The following is an 18,412-nucleotide window of genomic DNA, read 5'->3' as shown; positions in this document are numbered from 1 at the left end:
CCCTGACCAGAAACAACAGAAAGCAGATACATGGCTTTTGAGACGATCATCGTCGAAGTTGAAGATCACGTAGCACTGATCAAGTTAAATCGCCCGGACGCTTTGAACGCGCTGAACTCCCAATTGCTTGGTGAGCTTGCAACTGCGCTGAAAGACGCGGATGAAAACGACAAAGTACGCTGCATTGTTCTGACCGGTTCCGAGAAGGCCTTCGCCGCCGGCGCCGACATCAAAGAAATGTCTGAAAAGTCCTTTGTGGACATGTTTCTTTCAAACTTCTTTGCCGCTGAGGGCGATGCCGTTGCAAATACCCGCAAACCAATCATCGCCGCCGTGTCTGGCTACGCGCTGGGTGGTGGCTGCGAATTGGCGATGATGTGTGATTTCATCATTGCTTCTGAAACGGCCAAATTCGGCCAACCTGAAATTAACCTCGGTGTGATTGCAGGAATCGGTGGCACGCAACGTTTGACCCGGTTTGTTGGAAAATCCAAAGCGATGGATATGCACCTTACAGGGCGTTTCATGGATGCCGACGAAGCTGAACGCTCTGGCTTGGTTTCGCGCGTGGTTCCTACCAAGAAGCTGATGGATGAGGCGCTAGGCGCGGCACAAAAGATCGCTGAAAAATCGATCATCGCAAGCCTGGCCGCTAAAGAAGCTGTGAACCGTTCTTACGAGACCACATTATCTGAAGGCATCCTGTTTGAGCGCCGCTTGTTCCATTCCCTGTTTTCAACAGAGGATCAGAAAGAAGGCATGGCAGCGTTCCAAGAAAAACGCGAAGCGCAGTTCCGCGACAAGTAAGCGGCATCTTTCTTCGCCAAAGAATCAAATGACCGCCCTTCTGGGGCGGTTTTTTGTTTCGTCCGGCACGCAATGTGATTCTCTCGAAACAACTATTCGCAATTCAAAATCGTGCTGCATCTGCAAAAGCTCAGCCTGTGCTTTTACTATTCACAATCCCTTTGGATGACTGTATAGACCGCCGTCATACATGCGCGTGATGCCCGCTTAGGCAAGAATCGATCCGGGAAACTGGACGGACCTGTTTGGTGTTTATGCACGCGCTCGCAACTGAACGAATATGAAATAAAGGTCTGAGATTCATGGCAAACTCACCACAGGCGAAAAAACGCGCCCGTCAGAATGAACGCCGCTTTGCAGTTAACAAAGCACGCCGCTCCCGCATCCGTACTTTCCTACGTAATGTAGAAGAAGCAATCGAGTCCGGCGACAAGGCAGCAGCTGCAGAGGCATTCAAGGCAGCTCAACCAGAAGTAATGCGCGGCGTGACCAAAGGCGTGTTCCACAAGAATACAGCGTCCCGTAAGATTTCCCGCTTGTCAGCGCGCGTCAAAGCACTCGGCTAAACCTTTACCAGACGGTAATAAAATAAGGCGTATCCTCCTCGGATGCGCCTTTTTTGTATGCCCAATAATGAGACTAAAGAGATTCTTTTTATTGAATCTCAGAGTCAAGATCGAAGATCTGTTGCCGGGCCACCGACGATATTGCTAGCTTAGTAAGTGCGATTCATATCGTCACATCGGGGGGCCGGCGTCACTCAGCATTACACTGAGGAACAGCTTGCAGTTACAACCCACAGGAGACACGCTCGATTCTTATCGGTGGGATGCGTGTCTGGGGAAGCTGCGAGGCGTCATAGCCTAAACGCATTAACGCGCACATAAGTGCGGAAAGATAGATCACAGGAAAAGTGGGGACTTTTCCTGACGGGAAAGATTTGTCTTGGGCCTATCGGCCGTTGGTGCAACCCGTTGGACTTTGAGAATCGAGGAATACGAAAAGACGGGGCATGCGCCCCACAAGGCAAGGCGCAGAAACGGGGACAGATGAAACAGGAGCAGTGGGGGTCTCTTCAGCAAGACCTTTTACAAACAGTTGGGCAAAACAACTATAAAGCTTGGATCGAGCCACTTCAGCTGGCTGAATTGTCCAACGGTGTGGCGACATTTACGGTGCCAACCAACTTTATTGGCAACTATGTTTCTCAAAACTTTGGGGACCTGATCATTCACCAACTGACGCAGGCAGGCGAAGAAGTACAACGTGTACACTTCAAAGTTGGCCGCGCAGCAGCAAATAAAAACGGCGCAGCAGCGTCTAGTATCGCAGCCCCTTCGACATCTGGGCATGCAGCAAAGCCATCAGCACGCGCGACAGCAAAACGCGCCGATGCAACAGGTTTTGCGGGTTCCAAAGACACGCTACCAGGTGCTCCACTTGATACGCGCTTCACCTTTGACAGCTTTGTCGTTGGCAAACCAAACGAACTGGCCAATGCAGCGGCACACCGCGTGGCAGAAGGTGGCCCTGTCTCCTTCAACCCACTATTCCTATACGGCGGTGTTGGCCTTGGTAAAACGCACCTCATGCACGCCATCGCATGGGAGCTGCAAACCCAGCGCCCAGATCTAAACGTCCTCTATCTATCCGCAGAACAATTCATGTACCGTTTTGTGCAAGCGCTGCGTGATCGCAAGATGATGGACTTCAAAGAACTTTTCCGTTCGGTTGACGTATTGATGGTAGACGACGTTCAGTTCATTGCCGGAAAGGACTCCACGCAAGAGGAATTCTTCCATACTTTCAACGCCCTGGTCGATCAAAACAAACAGATCATCATCTCTGCCGATCGTGCGCCAGGTGAGATCAAAGACATGGAAGACCGCATACGCTCGCGTTTGCAATGTGGTCTGGTTGTTGATCTGCATCCAACCGACTACGAACTGCGCCTTGGCATTCTGCAAAGCAAAGTCGAGCAATATCGCGGCCAATATCCTGATCTTATGATCGCAGATGGGGTTCTAGAATTCCTTGCCCACCGCATTTCAACAAACGTGCGTGTCCTAGAAGGTGCTCTGACTCGTCTGTTCGCTTTTGCATCCCTTGTGGGTCGCGAAATCACAATGGACCTGACACAAGACTGTCTGTCTGACGTATTGCGCGCATCAGAACGCAAAATCAGCGTTGAAGAAATCCAGCGTCGCGTCGCAGAACACTACAACATTCGCCTCAGCGATATGATCGGCCCAAAACGTGTTCGTACTTTTGCGCGCCCACGTCAGGTCGCCATGTTCCTCTGCAAGCAGCTGACAAGCCGCAGTCTACCGGAAATCGGACGCCGCTTTGGAGGCCGCGACCACACCACAGTGATGCACGGTGTGCGCCGTATCGAAGAACTGCGCAGCTCTGATGGTCAGATCGCTGAAGATCTGGAATTGCTGCGTCGTGCGCTTGAAGCGTAACAGTTTTGCAAAAATGAACATCTAAGCGGGTCCTTTGTGGCCCGCTTTTCTGTCTGGCGCTTGACGCCCTTTAAATAACGATTGAAAAAGACAAAAAGGGCTTGAGCCGAGGGCGGAAGCAGCTACTGTGATCTCCCCGGGACCTCGCCCGCACGTCGGAGGAATAAGAGATGAAGATCAGCATCGAACGTGGCACTCTGCTGAAGGCAGTATCTCAGGCGCAATCCGTTGTGGAGCGGCGCAACACAATCCCAATTCTCGCCAATGTTCTGATCGAAGCCGAAGGCGATACGGTTCAATTCCGCGCAACCGATCTTGATATCGAAGTCGTCGACAAAGCTGCTGCGCAAGTAGAACGTGCAGGTGCAACAACAGTCTCTGCAAATACCTTGCATGAAATCGTGCGGAAGCTGCCAGACGGGGCCTTGGTTACGCTGACCGACGACGGCACCTCTGGGCGTCTGACCGTCGAAGCAGGGCGTTCTAATTTCTCTTTGGCGACCCTGCCGAAAGAAGACTTCCCTGTGATGGCGTCATCCGAATACGCCTGCAACTTCACAGCAAATGCAGCCCAACTTCGCCGCTTGTTTGATAAATCAAAGTTCGCGATCTCGACCGAAGAAACCCGCTACTACTTGAATGGCGTCTATATGCATGTGTCTGACGCAGACGGTGGCAAAGTTCTGCGCTGCGTGGCCACTGACGGTCACCGCCTCGCACGGATCGATTCCGACCTGCCAGATGGTGCAAGTGATATGCCGGGCGTGATCGTTCCGCGCAAAACCGTTGGCGAGCTGCGCAAGTTGCTGGACGACGATGAAATGGACATCGCTGTGTCTGTATCCGAAACCAAAGTCCGCTTTGCGACACCAGACATCACGCTGACATCCAAAGTCATCGACGGCACCTTCCCGGATTACACACGTGTGATCCCAGCAGGCAACACCCGCCGCCTTGAAGTAGATGCATCCGAATTCGCACAAGCCGTTGACCGGGTCGCGACCGTTTCCTCTGAACGTTCTCGCGCTGTAAAGCTGGCCCTTGATGAAGATCGTCTGATCCTGTCGGTGAATGCACCTGATTCTGGTGCCGCTGAAGAAGAGCTCGCCGTGGCCTATGGTGATGAACGTCTGGAAATCGGCTTTAACGCCAAATATTTGCTGGAAATTGCAAGCCAGGTGGATCGTGAAAACGCAGTCTTCATGTTCAACTCCGCCGGCGACCCAACCTTGATGCGTGAAGGCAATGACACAACTGCTGTCTACGTCGTCATGCCGATGCGTGTGTGAGCGGCGCTTTCTGCATATCCAAATTCTTTAAGGCCTCCGCATATCTGCCGGGGGCCTTATGACTCTTGCTCTAACCAAACTCACACTCAGCCACTTTCGCAGCCATAAACTCAGCGAATTCGACTGCGATGCACGTCCTGTAGCGCTCTACGGCCCCAATGGTGCTGGAAAGACCAACATCTTAGAGGCCGTTTCGTTGTTCTCGCCAGGCCGTGGCATTCGTCGCGCCAGTGCACAGGACATGACCCGCCGCCCGGAGGCTCTAGGTTGGAAACTCAAGGGCATGTTGCAAGCAACAGTCGGGACACAAGAGATCGAGACCTGGTCTGACGAAGGCGCGCCACGGCAGGTGAAGATCAACGACAAGGCCTCACCACAAACGCGCCTTGGGGAACTCTGTCGTGTGATCTGGCTAATTCCAGCCATGGATCGTCTTTGGATTGAAGGTGCAGAAGGGCGTCGCCGTTTTTTAGACCGCACTGCTCTTTCGTTTTTCCCTGATCATGCCGAAGCCGCGCTGACCTATGAAAAAACCATGCGCGAACGGAACCGTTTGCTGAAAGAGCAAATTCGCGACGCCCATTGGTACCGTGCACTCGAAGATCAAATGGCCCAATCTGCCTCCAAGATTCATACCAATCGCACGAAGACAGTCGAGCACCTTACCAAAGCTCAAGAGCAGACTCAGACTGCCTTCCCAATTGCAGAACTAGAAATTCAACAAACCGAAGGCGCAATTCCAACCACCGAGGCCGATTTCAAAGAGGCCTTCGCTGAAAGCCGCCCACGCGACATCATGGTTGGGCGCACGCTTGTCGGGCCACATCGTAGCGATCTCTATGGTGCCTACATTGCCAAGGGCGTCCCAGCGGCGGATTGCTCCACCGGCGAACAAAAGGCGCTTCTGATATCTCTCATCCTTGCCAATGCCCGCGCTCTGGCAGAACAAATCGGCACGCCGCCGATTCTTTTGCTCGATGAAGTCGCCGCCCATCTTGATGCAGACCGCCGCGCCGCGCTTTATGATGAAATCAGTGACCTCGGTGCGCAGGCCTGGATGACTGGAACAGAAATGAGCCTATTCGACGCGCTCGGCGACCGCGGTCAATACCTCGAGATCACCGAAGAAAACGGTATTTCTCAAAGCGCTGCATCGTAATTTCTCTTTTGCAGAAATACTCAAAATTTCCAACGCTTTGAGCTGCCCTCAATGCCTTTGAAACACGCGCAATTCCCCGCCCAGTTTTTCCTCCCAACGACGTGACATTCCCCGTCACAAAAGGTATAAAATCCTGAAAGAATAAGGGACCTCAACATATGAGCGACAACGCGCAGAACCCCGAGCAATATGGCGCGGATTCTATTAAAGTTCTCAAAGGCTTGGAAGCTGTCCGGAAACGTCCGGGCATGTATATCGGTGACACCGATGATGGCTCGGGCCTGCATCATATGGTCTATGAGGTTGTCGACAACGGAATTGACGAGGCTCTGGCGAAACACGCAGACTATGTGACCGTCAAAATCCACGCCGATAGCTCTGTGTCAGTCAGCGACAACGGGCGCGGAATTCCGGTGGACATTCACCCTGAAGAAGGCGTTTCCGCAGCCGAAGTCATTATGACTCAGCTGCACGCTGGCGGTAAGTTTGACAGCAATTCCTACAAGGTTTCCGGCGGTCTACACGGCGTGGGTGTCTCTGTTGTGAACGCGCTGTCGGACTGGTTGGAATTGCGGGTCTGGCGCAACGGCAAAGAACACTTTGCTAAGTTCGAAGGCGGCGAAACCACGGAGCACTTGAAGATCATCGGCGAAGCGGGCGACCACACTGGCACCGAAGTCCGCTTTCTAGCCTCGACCGACACATTCTCCAATCTCGAATACTCCTTTGAGACGCTGGAAAAACGCCTACGCGAACTGGCGTTCCTAAACTCTGGTGTACGCATCATCCTTGAAGATGAACGCCCGGCTGAGCCGCTAAAGACCGAGCTTTACTATGACGGCGGCGTCAAAGAGTTTGTGAAATACGTCGACCGCCACAAGACGGCGATGATGGAAGAACCGATTTACGTGAACGGCGAAAAAGACGACATCGGTGTCGAAGTCGCGATGTGGTGGAACGATAGCTACCACGAAAATGTTCTACCTTTTACCAACAACATTCCGCAACGCGATGGCGGTACACACATGGCAGGTTTCCGTGGTGCATTGACCCGAACGCTGACCAAATACGCCCAAGAAAGCGGCATCGCGAAGAAAGAAAAGATCAACTTTACGGGTGATGATGCCCGCGAAGGCCTGACTTGCATCCTGTCGGTCAAAGTTCCTGATCCAAAGTTCTCATCACAGACCAAAGACAAGCTTGTCTCATCTGAGGTTCGCCCAGCCGTAGAAGGCCTGATGGGCGAAAAACTGTCTGAATGGTTCGAGGAAAACCCGGCACAGGCCAAAATCATTGTTGGCAAGATCGTCGAAGCCGCCATGGCGCGAGAAGCCGCGCGCAAGGCCCGAGAGCTGACCCGCCGCAAAACGGCGATGGATGTGAACTACCTCGCTGGCAAACTCAAAGATTGCTCTGAAAAAGACCCGTCTAAAACCGAAGTCTTCCTGGTGGAGGGTGACTCTGCCGGCGGATCGGCCCAAACCGGACGTGATCGAGGTACGCAGGCTGTCCTGCCATTGCGTGGTAAAATCTTGAACGTCGAACGCGCGCGTTTCGATCGGATGCTATCCTCTCAGGAAATCGGCAACCTCGTGATGGCGCTTGGTACCGGAATCGGACGCGATGAATTCAACGTTGATAAGCTTCGTTACCACAAGGTCGTGATCATGACCGATGCGGACGTCGATGGTGCGCACATTCGGACGCTGCTGTTGACCTTCTTCTACCGTCAAATGCCCGAGCTGATCGAACGCGGTCACCTCTACATCGCGCAACCTCCACTGTATAAAGTCGCCCGAGGTAAATCCGAGGTTTACTTGAAGGACCAAGCCGCGCTGGATGACTATCTGGTCACTCAAGGTGTTGAAGGTGCTGTGCTGCGCTTAGGGTCCGGCGAGGAGATCGTTGGCGCTGACCTTGCTCGGATCGTGACCGAAGCGCGTCAGTTGAAACGCGTGCTGGACGCTTTCCCAACTCATTATCCACGCCATATTCTAGAACAAGCCGCCATTGCGGGGGCTTTCGTTCCCGGCGCTGTGGAATCTGACCTTCAAGGCGTGGCCGACAAGGTCGCAGATCGCCTTAACTTGATCGCGTTGGAATACGAACAAGGCTGGCAGGGCCGCATCACCCAAGATCACGGCATGAAGCTTGCGCGTATTCTGCGTGGCGTCGAAGAAGTGCGTACTCTGGATGGCCCAATGCTGCGCTCAGGTGAGGCCCGCAAAACCGGCAGCTTTACCCAAGGCCTGCAAGAAGTTTACGGCGTCGCAGCATCCCTGTCCCGCAAAGATCGCACACAGATCATTCACGGCCCTCTAGATCTGATGTCAGCTATCTTGGCCGAGGGCGAACGCGGCCTGACACTACAGCGCTACAAAGGCCTGGGCGAAATGAACCCGGACCAACTGTGGGAAACCACTTTGGATCCAGATGCTCGCACATTGCTGCAGGTGAAAGTCGAAGACATGGCTGGTGCGGATGACCTCTTCACCAAGCTGATGGGCGACGTCGTAGAGCCACGCCGTGAGTTCATTCAGAAGAATGCGCTGAGTGTTGAAAATCTCGACTTCTAAGCGACCCTCATAATTAAAAAAAAGCCCGCCAGCTGGCGGGCTTTTTCTTTGACTGAAATGACTTTGGCTTACGAAACACCAGCCATGCAGATGTATTTTTCTTCCATGAATTCATCCAAGCCCTGACGCGCGCCTTCGCGGCCAAGGCCTGACATCTTCACTCCACCAAATGGCGCTTCATGGGTGGCTATAACACCGGCGTTGACTCCGACCATGCCATAATCAAGTGCCTCGCTCACACGCCAGCTGCGTGCCATATCGCGTGAGTAGAAGTATGCGGCCAGACCATAATCGGTGTCATTCGCTGCTGCGACGACTTCTTCTTCAGTCTCAAACTTGAAGAGCGGCGCAATTGGCCCAAATATTTCTTCGGTCGCAAAAACCATGTCTTCGGTAGCATCTCGCAAGATGGTTGGCTCGAAGAATAATCCACCCAGCGCATGGCGCTGACCACCGGCTGCGACGGATGCGCCTTTAGACACAGCATCAGAGATATGACGCTCAACTTTAACTACAGCGTTCTCATCGATCAGCGGACCGATTTGCGCCCCATCCTCAAAGCCATCTGCAATCTTCAGGCTTGCCACCTTTTTCGCGAATTTCTCTGCAAAGGCATCATAGACTCCTGCCTGCACATAGATGCGGTTTGCGCAGACGCAAGTCTGGCCGTTATTGCGAAACTTTGACCACAACGCTCCTTCAGCAGCCGCGTCCAAATCAGCATCGTCAAACACGATAAACGGCGCGTTGCCGCCAAGCTCAAGACCCAGTTTTTTCACAGTCGGCGCACATTGACTGTACAACAACGAACCAACACCTGTTGATCCCGTGAACGTCAGCTTTTTCACAATTGGGCTGGCAGTCATGACACCGCCAATCGCAACGGCATCCCCGGTGATCAAAGAGAACAAACCAGTTGGTAAACCGGCCCGTTCAGCCAAGATAGCCAAAGCGATCGCTGAAAACGGCGTCTGCGGCGCAGGTTTCAGCAACATAGAACAGCCCGCCGCCAAGGCAGGCCCGGCTTTGCGAGTGATCATCGCATTTGGAAAGTTCCAAGGCGTGATCGCTGCAACAACACCGATGGGCTGCTTGATGACCACAAGGCGACGATCCGCAACTGGGGATGGGATGGTTTCACCGTAAGCCCGGCGCGCCTCTTCAGCGAACCACTCAAGGAAGCCCGCACCATAGCCAATCTCACCTTTGGCTTCATTAAACGGCTTGCCTTGCTCTGCGGTCAGGATTGTCGCCAAATCATCCGCATTCTCTTGCAACAACTCAAACCAACGGCGGATGACCGCGCTGCGTTTCTTTGCAGTTTGCGCAGCCCAGGCATGGCGCGTCTCTTCGGCGACAGCGATGGCCTCTTCAGTTTCCGCAGCGCCCAGGTTTGGCACGTGACCGATCAGAGCACCCGTGGACGGGTTATAAATTGCAGCATCCGTTTCTGGATTGGCTTCAATCCAACGTGTCCCCACAGGAACCGCTTGGCGAAACAGAGAGGCATCTTTCAGATTCAGCATTATTTCCTCGCATGCAAAAAGCTTCGGCGCAGCTTCTCGCATCACGCACCTAACATCAAATGCCCAATCGTCACATTGGGCAAATCAACCAGAATAATCCCAATACAGGGTATTAATGGCCAGACATAAGATCGCCTTCGGCATCCACAAGCGAAACCCCAAGCGCATCCATCCCGTTTTCAAGGTGATCGGATAAATGCGGTGTCCCTAGCAGATAATCAGCAGACGGAGTGGTGCGCTCATCACGCGCTGTCTTAAGGGCTTCGACCAAATCACCGGGTTCAAAACTCTCGCGCCCGATCCACATAATCGCAACCAAATCGATCATCTCATCGTCTGTCAGACGTTCAAAAAACCCACGCAGTTCGCCCTCTGCACGGTCCAATTCGCGCGCCATCAGAGCAACCTGTGCAACTTTCCATGGTGTAATTTCAAGCATATCGCGGCTCCTTTCACAGTGCCACACTACCCTAGTCTATCACATGTATGCTTTGATCTTGCTCAAGCCGGCGCACAGCTGCCTATTCACCCGGTTGTTTTGTCAGAGGAACAACATTTGGATGCTCAGGAGCCAGTTCTTCAAAGTCGAAATTATCCAACCGATGCGCCCGCTTACCGGCGCGTGATGCGGCGGTCAGAATGCCACTGACATCCTCATTGGCCTGACGGAGGTGAGTTTCCAACTTACCTGCGCGCTCGCCGACCAACTCAACGTCGCGGTGTAGATTACGGAGTGCTTTACGAATCTCTCCGGCCTGCTCGCGCATCCGTGCGTCTTTCAAAATCGCGCGCATGGTATTGAGAGTCGCCATGCAGGTGGTCGGAGAGACGATCCAGACGCGTTTTGCAAAGCCTTCGTGAACAAGGTCAGAAAACTTGGAATGCAATTCGGCATAGATGGCTTCAGACGGCAGGAACATCAGCGCTCCATCGGCGGTTTCACCTTCGATGATATATTTGTCAGAAATATCATTGATGTGTTTACGCACCGAGATCTTGAACGCCTGGATGCCTGCCTTCAGCTCCGCCTCTGTTTCAGACGCCAGCATCGCCTCATAGGCCTCAAGAGGGAACTTACTGTCGATCACAATTGGACCTGGAGGGTTTGGCAAATGGATCAGACAGTCCGCACGTTTGCCGTTTGGCAAAGTATGCTGCAACGCATAACTATCCCGCGGCAAAGCCTTGCCCACTATGTCGTTCAGTTGAATTTCCCCAAAAGCACCGCGCGTCTGTTTGTTGCTAAGAATATCCTGCAAGCTCAGAACATCACCCGACAATTTAGTGATATTCTCTTGCGCCTTGTCTATGGTCGCCAGACGTTCCTGCAACTGCGTCAGTGAAGTCGCTGTTTGCTTGGCGTTGCCCATCAAGCTCTGGCCCATCTTTTCATGCAGTTCCGACAATGACTGGTTTGTCCGCATCTGCATATTGGCTAGGTTTTCCTGCATCTTCAGCTGCTGGGTCGCGAGATTATCAGACATCTGCTGCTGCATTGTTGCGAGGTTCTCGCCTGTGCGGCGCTGCACTTTTGAAAGGTTCTCATGCAGGTTCAACTGCACCTCGCCCAGGCGTTGCTCCATCAGGTTGGTGATCTGGTTCTGCCCCTGCGCCTGGTTCTGAACAACGGTTGTCAAGCTGCCGCCAAGCTGGTCTTGGCCAGAAGAGAGCTGATCCACACGCTGCGCAAGCATCACCATTTGCTGGCTCGCACCCGACGATTGCCGCAGTACCGACCGCAACATCAACAGGATCAGCGCAATCAATAGCCCAGCTGCAATCAGCAGATACATCTGAATTTGCGGATCAGAAAAATCCATCACGTCCGTCCGAACAGCCGCTCAATATCGGCCAGTTTGAGTTCTACATAGGTGGGGCGACCATGGTTGCATTGGCCAGAATGCGGCGTGGCTTCCATTTCGCGCAGAAGTGCATTCATTTCCTCAGCCCGCATGCGTCGACCAGATCTGATCGATCCGTGGCAGGCCACTCGGCTTAAGATTGCCTCGATCTTGGCCTGCACCAGCATGCTTTCGCCCTGATCATCCAATTCATCCAGAACGTCCAAAATCATTGAGCGGGCATTTACTTCACCGAGAATGGCTGGGGTCTCGCGCACAGCGATCGCATCCCCGCCAAAGGGTTCAATCGTCAAACCCATTCCAGAGAGCGCCTCGGCCTGTGCCAGCAAGCGCTGACAATCACCGGCGGACAATTCCACAATATCAGGGATTAAAAGCGCCTGCGCGGCAACGCCGTTTTCAGCCATTTGCCGCTTCAACTTTTCATAGACCAGCCGCTCATGAGCCGCGTGTTGATCCACGATCACCATGCCATCAGCGGTCTGTGCAATGATGTAGTTCTCATGCACCTGACCGCGCGCAGCACCCAACGGGTTTTGCGCCAGTTCCGCGGGTGCCTCAATATCATCCACTCGGCCAGACACAGGCGCCTCAACAAGCGGCGCGCCGGGAGCATTGTCCCAAGCACCGGGTGACTCCGCCAGACCCGGTGCCTGATATGGACTTAGTGGTTGAGGTGACTGCGCCTGATACGAGGCAACACGCGCCCCCAAAGACGGACGGTCCATTTGATAAACGCGCGCTGGTCCTGATGGTTCAGGGCGCATTGCCCCCAAAGTGGCATTTGCAACCGTAGTTGAAGCCCGGTGCCCGGCTTCAGCTAAAGCATGACGCAAAGCAGAAACAATCAATCCGCGCGCCAGACCCGGATCGCGGAAACGGACTTCGGATTTTGCAGGATGCACGTTCACGTCGACCAGCTGTGGATCACAATCAATGAACAAGGCTGCCGCCGGATGTCGGTCGCGCGACAAGAAATCGAAATATGCCGCGCGCAAAGCGCCCATCAACAGTTTGTCTTTGACTGGGCGCCCGTTCACAAACAGATACTGCGCTGTGCTGGACCCACGAGAATATGTAGGCAGCGCCGCATATCCGATCAGCTTAACGCCCTCACGATCTGCATCAATCCGCAGAGCGTTTTCAGCGAATTCAGCCCCTAGAATGCGAGCCAGCCGACCATGCAGCGCATCAAACAGATCACCACTTTCTGCATCCGCGCGGAAGGTCACACGCCCGTCACCGCCACCTGTCACATCGCGCAGCGTAAAGCCCACAAATGGTTCTGCCATCGCAAGCCGTTTCACCACATCATTGATCGCCTGGCTTTCAGCCCGGTCACTGCGCATGAACTTCAGGCGCGCGGGTGTCGCATAAAACAAATCCCGCAACTCAACGATAGTGCCCTTCCCCAAGGCCGCAGGTTTCACAGGGCTGATCTCGCCCCCTGCGACTGAAATGCTAGCAGCATCCTGCCCTTTCATTCGAGAGGTGATGCTCAACCGGCCAACCGCACCCAATGAAGGTAGGGCCTCCCCACGGAAGCCAAAGGTGTGGATGTCCAGCAGATCGCTTCCGTCGATTTTCGACGTCGCATGCCGGCTCAGTGCCAAAGGCAATTGTTCAGCAGAAATACCGCAACCATTGTCCGTGACACGGATAAGAGTTTTACCACCAGCGGCCACTGCGATTTCCACACGGGTCGCACCGGCGTCGACGGCATTCTCCACCAATTCTTTCACAGCGCTCGCCGGGCGCTCGACAACTTCACCTGCCGCGATCCGGTTGATCGCGCCTTCGTCCAATTGACGAATTACGGGCTGATTTTCGCTTATTTTGCGGTCTTCCACTAACATAACGCCAAATCTAGCATAAATGACGCCGATTCTGCCACCGCAAAGCAGAAAGAACAAAACAAGAAAAAAGGCCGGAGAAATCTCCGGCCTTTTCCCTGATCAAGTGCAAGCAGCTTATTCAGCTGGGGTGCCGAATTTCTTGATCTCGCCAGACTTCAGGCGACCGAGGTAGCCTTCCAACTCGCGTTTTACGATTGGCATCAGGAAGTAGAGGCCAACAACGTTCACAACCGCCATTGCGAAGATCGCAGCGTCTGAGAAGTCGATAACCGGACCCAAAGATGCTGATGCACCAACGATCACGAAGAAGCAGAACATCACTTTGAAGAACAGCTGAGAACCGTTGCTTTCACCAAACAGGAAAGTCCATGCTTTCAGTCCGTAGTAAGACCAGGAAATCATGGTGGAGAAAGCAAACAGGATCACGGCCAGCGCTAAGATGTACTTGAAGCCACCAAAAGATGCAGAGAACGCTGCAGATGTCAGTGCTACGCCACCGTTGCCGTCAACGGTTGCGATTGCAGTACCCGCTTCGTTCAACATGTAGTTGCCGGTTGCTGGATCAATAAGCAGTTGACCTGTGATGATGATCACCAACGCTGTCATTGTACAGATCACCACAGTATCGATGAACGGCTCTAGTAAAGAAACGTAACCCTCGGTGATTGGCTCTTTGGTTCGTACCGCAGAGTGAGCAATCGCCGCAGAACCAACGCCTGCTTCGTTTGAGAATGCCGCGCGTTTGAAACCTTGGATCAAGGCCCCAACCATACCGCCGGCAACGCCAAGGCCCGTGAAGGCACCTTCAAATATTTGACCGAACGCCCAACCAATTTTGTCGAAGTTAAGCAGCAAGATCACGACCGCGGTCACCACGTACATAATGCCCATGATTGGCACGACTTTTTCGGTCACCTTCGCGATAGACTGAAGGCCACCAACGATCACGGCAAATACAACTGCCGCAAAGATGACGCCCGTGATGACGCCTGGATAGTCGCCAACTACGTTGGTGATCTGTGCGTGAGCTTGGTTGGCTTGGAACATATTGCCGCCGCCCAATGCACCAAGGATACAGAAGATGGAGAACATAACGGCAAGAATCTTACCGCCCGGCAAGCCACGTTCTGCGAAGCCTTTGGTTAGATAGTACATTGGGCCACCAGAAACGGTGCCATCTGGGTATTCGTTACGATATTTCACACCCAGCGTACACTCGGTGAATTTGGATGCCATACCCATCAGACCCGCAAGAATCATCCAGAAGGTTGCACCCGGACCACCGATACCGACAGCAACAGCAACACCCGCGATGTTACCGAGGCCGACTGTCCCTGAAAGCGCAGTTGCGAGCGCTTGGAAGTGGCTTACCTCACCCGCATCGTTCGGGTCAGAATAGTCACCTTTCACCAGCGAAATCGCATGGCGGAAGCCACGCAACTGAATAAACGCAAAGTAAAGTGTGAAGACGGTCGCCGCGACGACCAGCCAAGCCACGATCCAAGGGAACGTTGTGCCTGGGAATGGAGAGAAGATAAATCCAACAAACCAACCTGTGGAAGCCGCAAAGACTTCGTTGATTTTTTGGTCAATGCCTTGCGCAGAAGCTGGCATCGCCGCCAACATTAGCGCTGTCGCAGCCATAGCTGCGCGCGTCATCATGGATGTCATGATCATTGTCCCTGTTCGTTTATGTTATGGCACGATGGTGCAAGGTACTGGTGCGGTTTGCACCAAATGGCCCGCAACCGAACCAAAGACACGGCTTCCGATGCCGCTATGACCGTTGCGGCCGATGACGATCTGTGTTGCGCCATTTGCGGCTGCAACTTCATTCAACGTATCGGCAATGTGGCCATATTTGATAACGGTTTCGACCGAAACACCGCTGTCATCCAATGCATCAAGCACAGGTTTCATAACTGCGGTTTCCGCACGATCCAATTCTTCTTGGCGACGCTTATGGCGTTCTTCCAACTCTGTTGGTGTCAGGAAAGAATAAGGTGACCATTCAAGAACATGAATAAGTACGACCGATCCCCCGTGCGCCTTTGCGTGCCCGATTGCGAATTCAAGTGCGCGTTTAGCTGCACCGCTACCGTCAAAGCCAACGGCAAATTTTTCGGACATGGTGTCACTCCCTTATTATTATGAGGCGCCATTACGGCGCTTGGGCATTTTACCCGGAATGAGCGTACAATATTTTTTTTAGTTTGCATAATATCGGGAAATATTCGAAAATTGACCGGGTGAAACGGATATAATCAGGAAATTTTTCAATGGACAGAATAGACGTTCAAATACTTTCCATTATGCAAAAAGATAGCCAGATTTCGATGGCAAACCTGTCCGAGAAGGTCGGATTATCTCTTTCAGCCTGTCACCGAAGGGTGAAAATTCTGGAAAGCGAAGGGAAAATTTCCCACTATGCAGCACAGGTCAATCGAGAGGCAGTTGGCCTTCATATTCAAGTGTTTATCGAGGTGAAACTGAAGTCTCACGGTCGCGAAGATTTCGATGCATTTGAGGAAGCCATCGCTCGCATTGATGACGTCTTAGAATGCCATGTGATCACCGGGGAGTTTGATTACTTGATTCGCGTCGCGGCCCCAAACTCCAGAAGTTATGAAAGCGTACTGATGGATCGCTTGGCCAAGATCCCAGCAATCCTACATACGAAAACCATGTTGAGCCTGAGGACCGCGAAAGAATTCCGTGGCTATAATATGGAAGGCTTAGACGCCTAAACTAGAGGCGCGCCACCACGTTTTCGGCAGGGCCCTACAATCGCAGTCATTGCCAATATCAGCCCAGACACGGTGGCGATCATCCCGGCCGCGCTGACCGCGTGATTGGCACCCAGCCATAGCGGACCATAACCGGCCAGTACGTATCCAAATACGGCACTGATGGTTGCGAAGGTCACTGACCAAACGATCTGACGCCCCAGTCGATTGGTCATCATCCGGGCAGCCGCGGGCGGGCAAATGAACATCGCGATCACTATAATCGATCCGACGGCATCAAAGGCCGCGACTGCGGCAACCGCTGCCATGACCACCAAAGCCAAACCCATCTTGCCGGTTGAAATACCCACGGCCTCAGCAAATCCCGGATCAAAGGTAGAAATTTTTAGAGGTCGCCAAAACAGCCAAACAAACAGCGACACACCAATTAGCGTTACAAAGATCCGACCAAGTTCAGGTGGAAGGCCCGCCAATGCATCAAGATCATAAAGGCTCGACCAGCCGATCGCATCCAACCAAATAAGACTCTCAAGATTGCCATAGAGCGCGTGCTCGACATCTAGATGCACGCTTGATGTGTCTGTTTGCTCAAGCAACAAAACACCTCCTGCGAACATTGCGGTAAAGGTCACACCCATTGCGGCACCCGCCTCGATTTTTCCAAGACGGCGGATGGCTTCAATCAGAACCACAGCAATCAACGAGGCGATGGCGGCGCCAATCATCATAGGCCAAGCGCTAACCGTTCCTGTGATCAAAAAGGCCACAACAATTCCCGGCAAAACCACATGGCTGATTGCGTCTCCGATCAAAGCTTGGCGCCGGAGCACCAGAAAATTACCGGGAAGCGCACAGGCAATCGCAGAAAAAACACCAATCAAAAGAGGCGTCAAACTCAAGGGAACAAATTCTGCACCACTCATGCAGGCACTCCCGTTGGTCCACCCAACTTGGCATCGATCTCAGCGATCTGGTCCGCGGTTAGAACCGTCTCTAGTCCTCGCAAACCATCGTACAATGCAGCAGCCCCTTCCATGGCCTGATCGGCCCGCACCAGCTCCCAGCGCTTTTCATCGAGCAAAGCCTTTGCGGCACGCGCTTTGCCAGTGTCGGTAGCAACCCCATCTGCTTGGACCAAGCCTGATGATCTTAAAAGGCGCAGCGTATAGCCTTCGTAAATGGGCTGACCCTGCGCCAGCGCAAGCAACCCCTGACGCATATGTACACGCCGTTGAAATCGGTGGTGACGCAGAAAGGCCGCCAACACCCCGCGCTTCGGCGCGCAGAGCATCGAGATGGCAAAGAAAGCGAAACTAACCAAAACAATGATCGGACCCGTCGGCAAAGCGGGTGCTGCGGCAGAAATCGCGGCTCCGAGATAGGCTGCTATACCACCCAGCACACCAGACAAAAGCACGACGTGATCAGTGCGTTCGCTCCAGAACCGAGCTGTAACCGGTGGGATTATCAACATGGCGACAATCAGGATCAGACCAACAATTTTTAGACCAATCACAGTAACCGCCATGACCAATCCCATAATTGCAAGATCAATGCGGTCGACATTTAGGCCGCGCGCTGCTGCGTATTCAGGATCAAATGCGACCAACGTCATCGGGCGGCGCATCGCTATCACGATGGCAAGCGCTGCCACCCCGCCGATGGCTATGACAACTGCATCACTCCACAGCATGCCTGCGGTCGAACCCAACAGGAATCCTTCAAGCCCGGCCTGTCGGCCAGCGCTGAAATTCTGAATTATGGTCAGCAAGACCACGCCAAAGCCAAAAAAAACGGACAATACAGCCCCAATGGCCGCATCCTCGGCAAGGCGCGTGTATTTGGTCAGCCACCCAATACACAGCAGCCCTAAGCCGGCAGACAACGCAGAACCGAGCAATAACCCGACCAAGCTGCGGCCATCGCCGCCAAAGGCGACCATGATCATAAAGGCAAGCCCAACTCCGGGAAGGGTCGCATGGCTGATCGCATCGCTGACCAGCGCGCGTTTTCGCAAAAACAGAAACGTTCCCGTGACACCCGCAGCAACACCCAAGGCCATCGCGCCAAGGGTTACCAGAGTCGCGTTATATCCAAGTTGTAGAAAAAGGGCCTCAAGCCACAT

Annotated in this window: 15 protein-coding genes; 7 read left to right on the top strand and 8 right to left on the bottom strand. The window is 53.4% G+C overall.

Annotated elements, in window-relative coordinates; translation table 11 throughout:
- Positions 1-30 precede the first annotated feature (30 nt).
- From JXQ85_RS03215 to gyrB, 6 genes are all read left to right on the top strand, one after another.
- Positions 31-807 (top strand): enoyl-CoA hydratase, encoded by a 777-nt coding sequence (locus JXQ85_RS03215; protein WP_421747407.1) that lies wholly within the window; start codon positions 31-33, stop codon positions 805-807.
- A gap of 302 nt (positions 808-1,109) precedes the next feature.
- Positions 1,110-1,373, top strand: coding sequence for a 30S ribosomal protein S20 (gene rpsT, locus JXQ85_RS03210; RefSeq protein WP_421747406.1), 264 nt, complete (start codon positions 1,110-1,112; stop codon positions 1,371-1,373).
- Between the two features lie 483 nt (positions 1,374-1,856).
- Positions 1,857-3,272 carry a chromosomal replication initiator protein DnaA gene (dnaA, locus tag JXQ85_RS03205; protein WP_421747405.1) on the top strand — a complete coding sequence of 472 codons (1,416 nt, stop codon included), beginning with the start codon at positions 1,857-1,859 and terminating at the stop codon, positions 3,270-3,272.
- A gap of 170 nt (positions 3,273-3,442) precedes the next feature.
- A complete protein-coding gene (dnaN, locus tag JXQ85_RS03200) occupies positions 3,443-4,561 on the top strand; it encodes a DNA polymerase III subunit beta (protein WP_421747404.1) in 1,119 nt (372 codons plus the stop codon).
- Between the two features lie 58 nt (positions 4,562-4,619).
- Positions 4,620-5,720: a DNA replication/repair protein RecF gene (recF, locus tag JXQ85_RS03195; RefSeq protein WP_421747403.1), complete on the top strand. Its 1,101-nt coding sequence runs from the start codon at positions 4,620-4,622 to the stop codon at positions 5,718-5,720.
- A 158-nt stretch (positions 5,721-5,878) separates the two neighbouring features.
- Positions 5,879-8,296, top strand: a complete 2,418-nt coding sequence (gyrB, locus tag JXQ85_RS03190) for a DNA topoisomerase (ATP-hydrolyzing) subunit B (RefSeq protein WP_421747402.1) — start codon at positions 5,879-5,881, stop codon at positions 8,294-8,296.
- 68 nt (positions 8,297-8,364) lie between these two features.
- Here the strand turns inward: gyrB and JXQ85_RS03185 are convergent, their stop codons facing one another.
- From JXQ85_RS03185 to JXQ85_RS03160, 6 genes are all read right to left on the bottom strand, one after another.
- Positions 8,365-9,822 (bottom strand): NAD-dependent succinate-semialdehyde dehydrogenase, encoded by a 1,458-nt coding sequence (locus JXQ85_RS03185; RefSeq protein WP_421747401.1) that lies wholly within the window; start codon positions 9,820-9,822, stop codon positions 8,365-8,367.
- 112 nt (positions 9,823-9,934) lie between these two features.
- Positions 9,935-10,261 carry a DUF3775 domain-containing protein gene (locus JXQ85_RS03180; protein ID WP_421747400.1) on the bottom strand — a complete coding sequence of 109 codons (327 nt, stop codon included), beginning with the start codon at positions 10,259-10,261 and terminating at the stop codon, positions 9,935-9,937.
- Between the two features lie 82 nt (positions 10,262-10,343).
- Positions 10,344-11,642, bottom strand: coding sequence for a DNA recombination protein RmuC (locus JXQ85_RS03175; RefSeq protein ID WP_421747399.1), 1,299 nt, complete (start codon positions 11,640-11,642; stop codon positions 10,344-10,346).
- Positions 11,642-13,540, bottom strand: a complete 1,899-nt coding sequence (gene mutL, locus JXQ85_RS03170; RefSeq protein ID WP_421747398.1) for a DNA mismatch repair endonuclease MutL — start codon at positions 13,538-13,540, stop codon at positions 11,642-11,644. The genes JXQ85_RS03175 and mutL overlap by 1 nt, the downstream gene beginning before the upstream one ends.
- Positions 13,541-13,654: 114 nt before the next feature.
- On the bottom strand, positions 13,655-15,211 hold the full coding sequence (locus JXQ85_RS03165; RefSeq protein ID WP_421747397.1) for an alanine/glycine:cation symporter family protein: 1,557 nt from the start codon (positions 15,209-15,211) through the stop codon (positions 13,655-13,657).
- Positions 15,212-15,235: 24 nt separating this feature from the next.
- A complete protein-coding gene (locus JXQ85_RS03160; RefSeq protein WP_421747396.1) occupies positions 15,236-15,670 on the bottom strand; it encodes a universal stress protein in 435 nt (144 codons plus the stop codon).
- Between the two features lie 149 nt (positions 15,671-15,819).
- Here JXQ85_RS03160 and JXQ85_RS03155 point away from each other — a divergent pair, with 149 nt between their 5' ends.
- Complete coding sequence (locus JXQ85_RS03155) at positions 15,820-16,287, top strand: Lrp/AsnC family transcriptional regulator (protein WP_421747395.1); 468 nt, start codon at positions 15,820-15,822, stop codon at positions 16,285-16,287.
- Here the strand turns inward: JXQ85_RS03155 and JXQ85_RS03150 are convergent.
- Both JXQ85_RS03150 and JXQ85_RS03145 read right to left on the bottom strand, forming a co-directional pair.
- Positions 16,284-17,210: a metal ABC transporter permease gene (locus tag JXQ85_RS03150; protein WP_421747394.1), complete on the bottom strand. Its 927-nt coding sequence runs from the start codon at positions 17,208-17,210 to the stop codon at positions 16,284-16,286. The genes JXQ85_RS03155 and JXQ85_RS03150 overlap by 4 nt on opposite strands.
- Positions 17,207-18,412, bottom strand: coding sequence for a metal ABC transporter permease (locus JXQ85_RS03145; protein ID WP_421747393.1), 1,206 nt, complete (start codon positions 18,410-18,412; stop codon positions 17,207-17,209). Before JXQ85_RS03145 ends, JXQ85_RS03150 begins: the two co-directional genes overlap by 4 nt.

It is taken from the genome of Cognatishimia sp. (genome assembly GCF_049116455.1).
Taxonomy (GTDB): Bacteria; Pseudomonadota; Alphaproteobacteria; order Rhodobacterales; family Rhodobacteraceae; genus Cognatishimia.
This window is presented reverse-complemented; position numbering and strand designations above follow the sequence as displayed.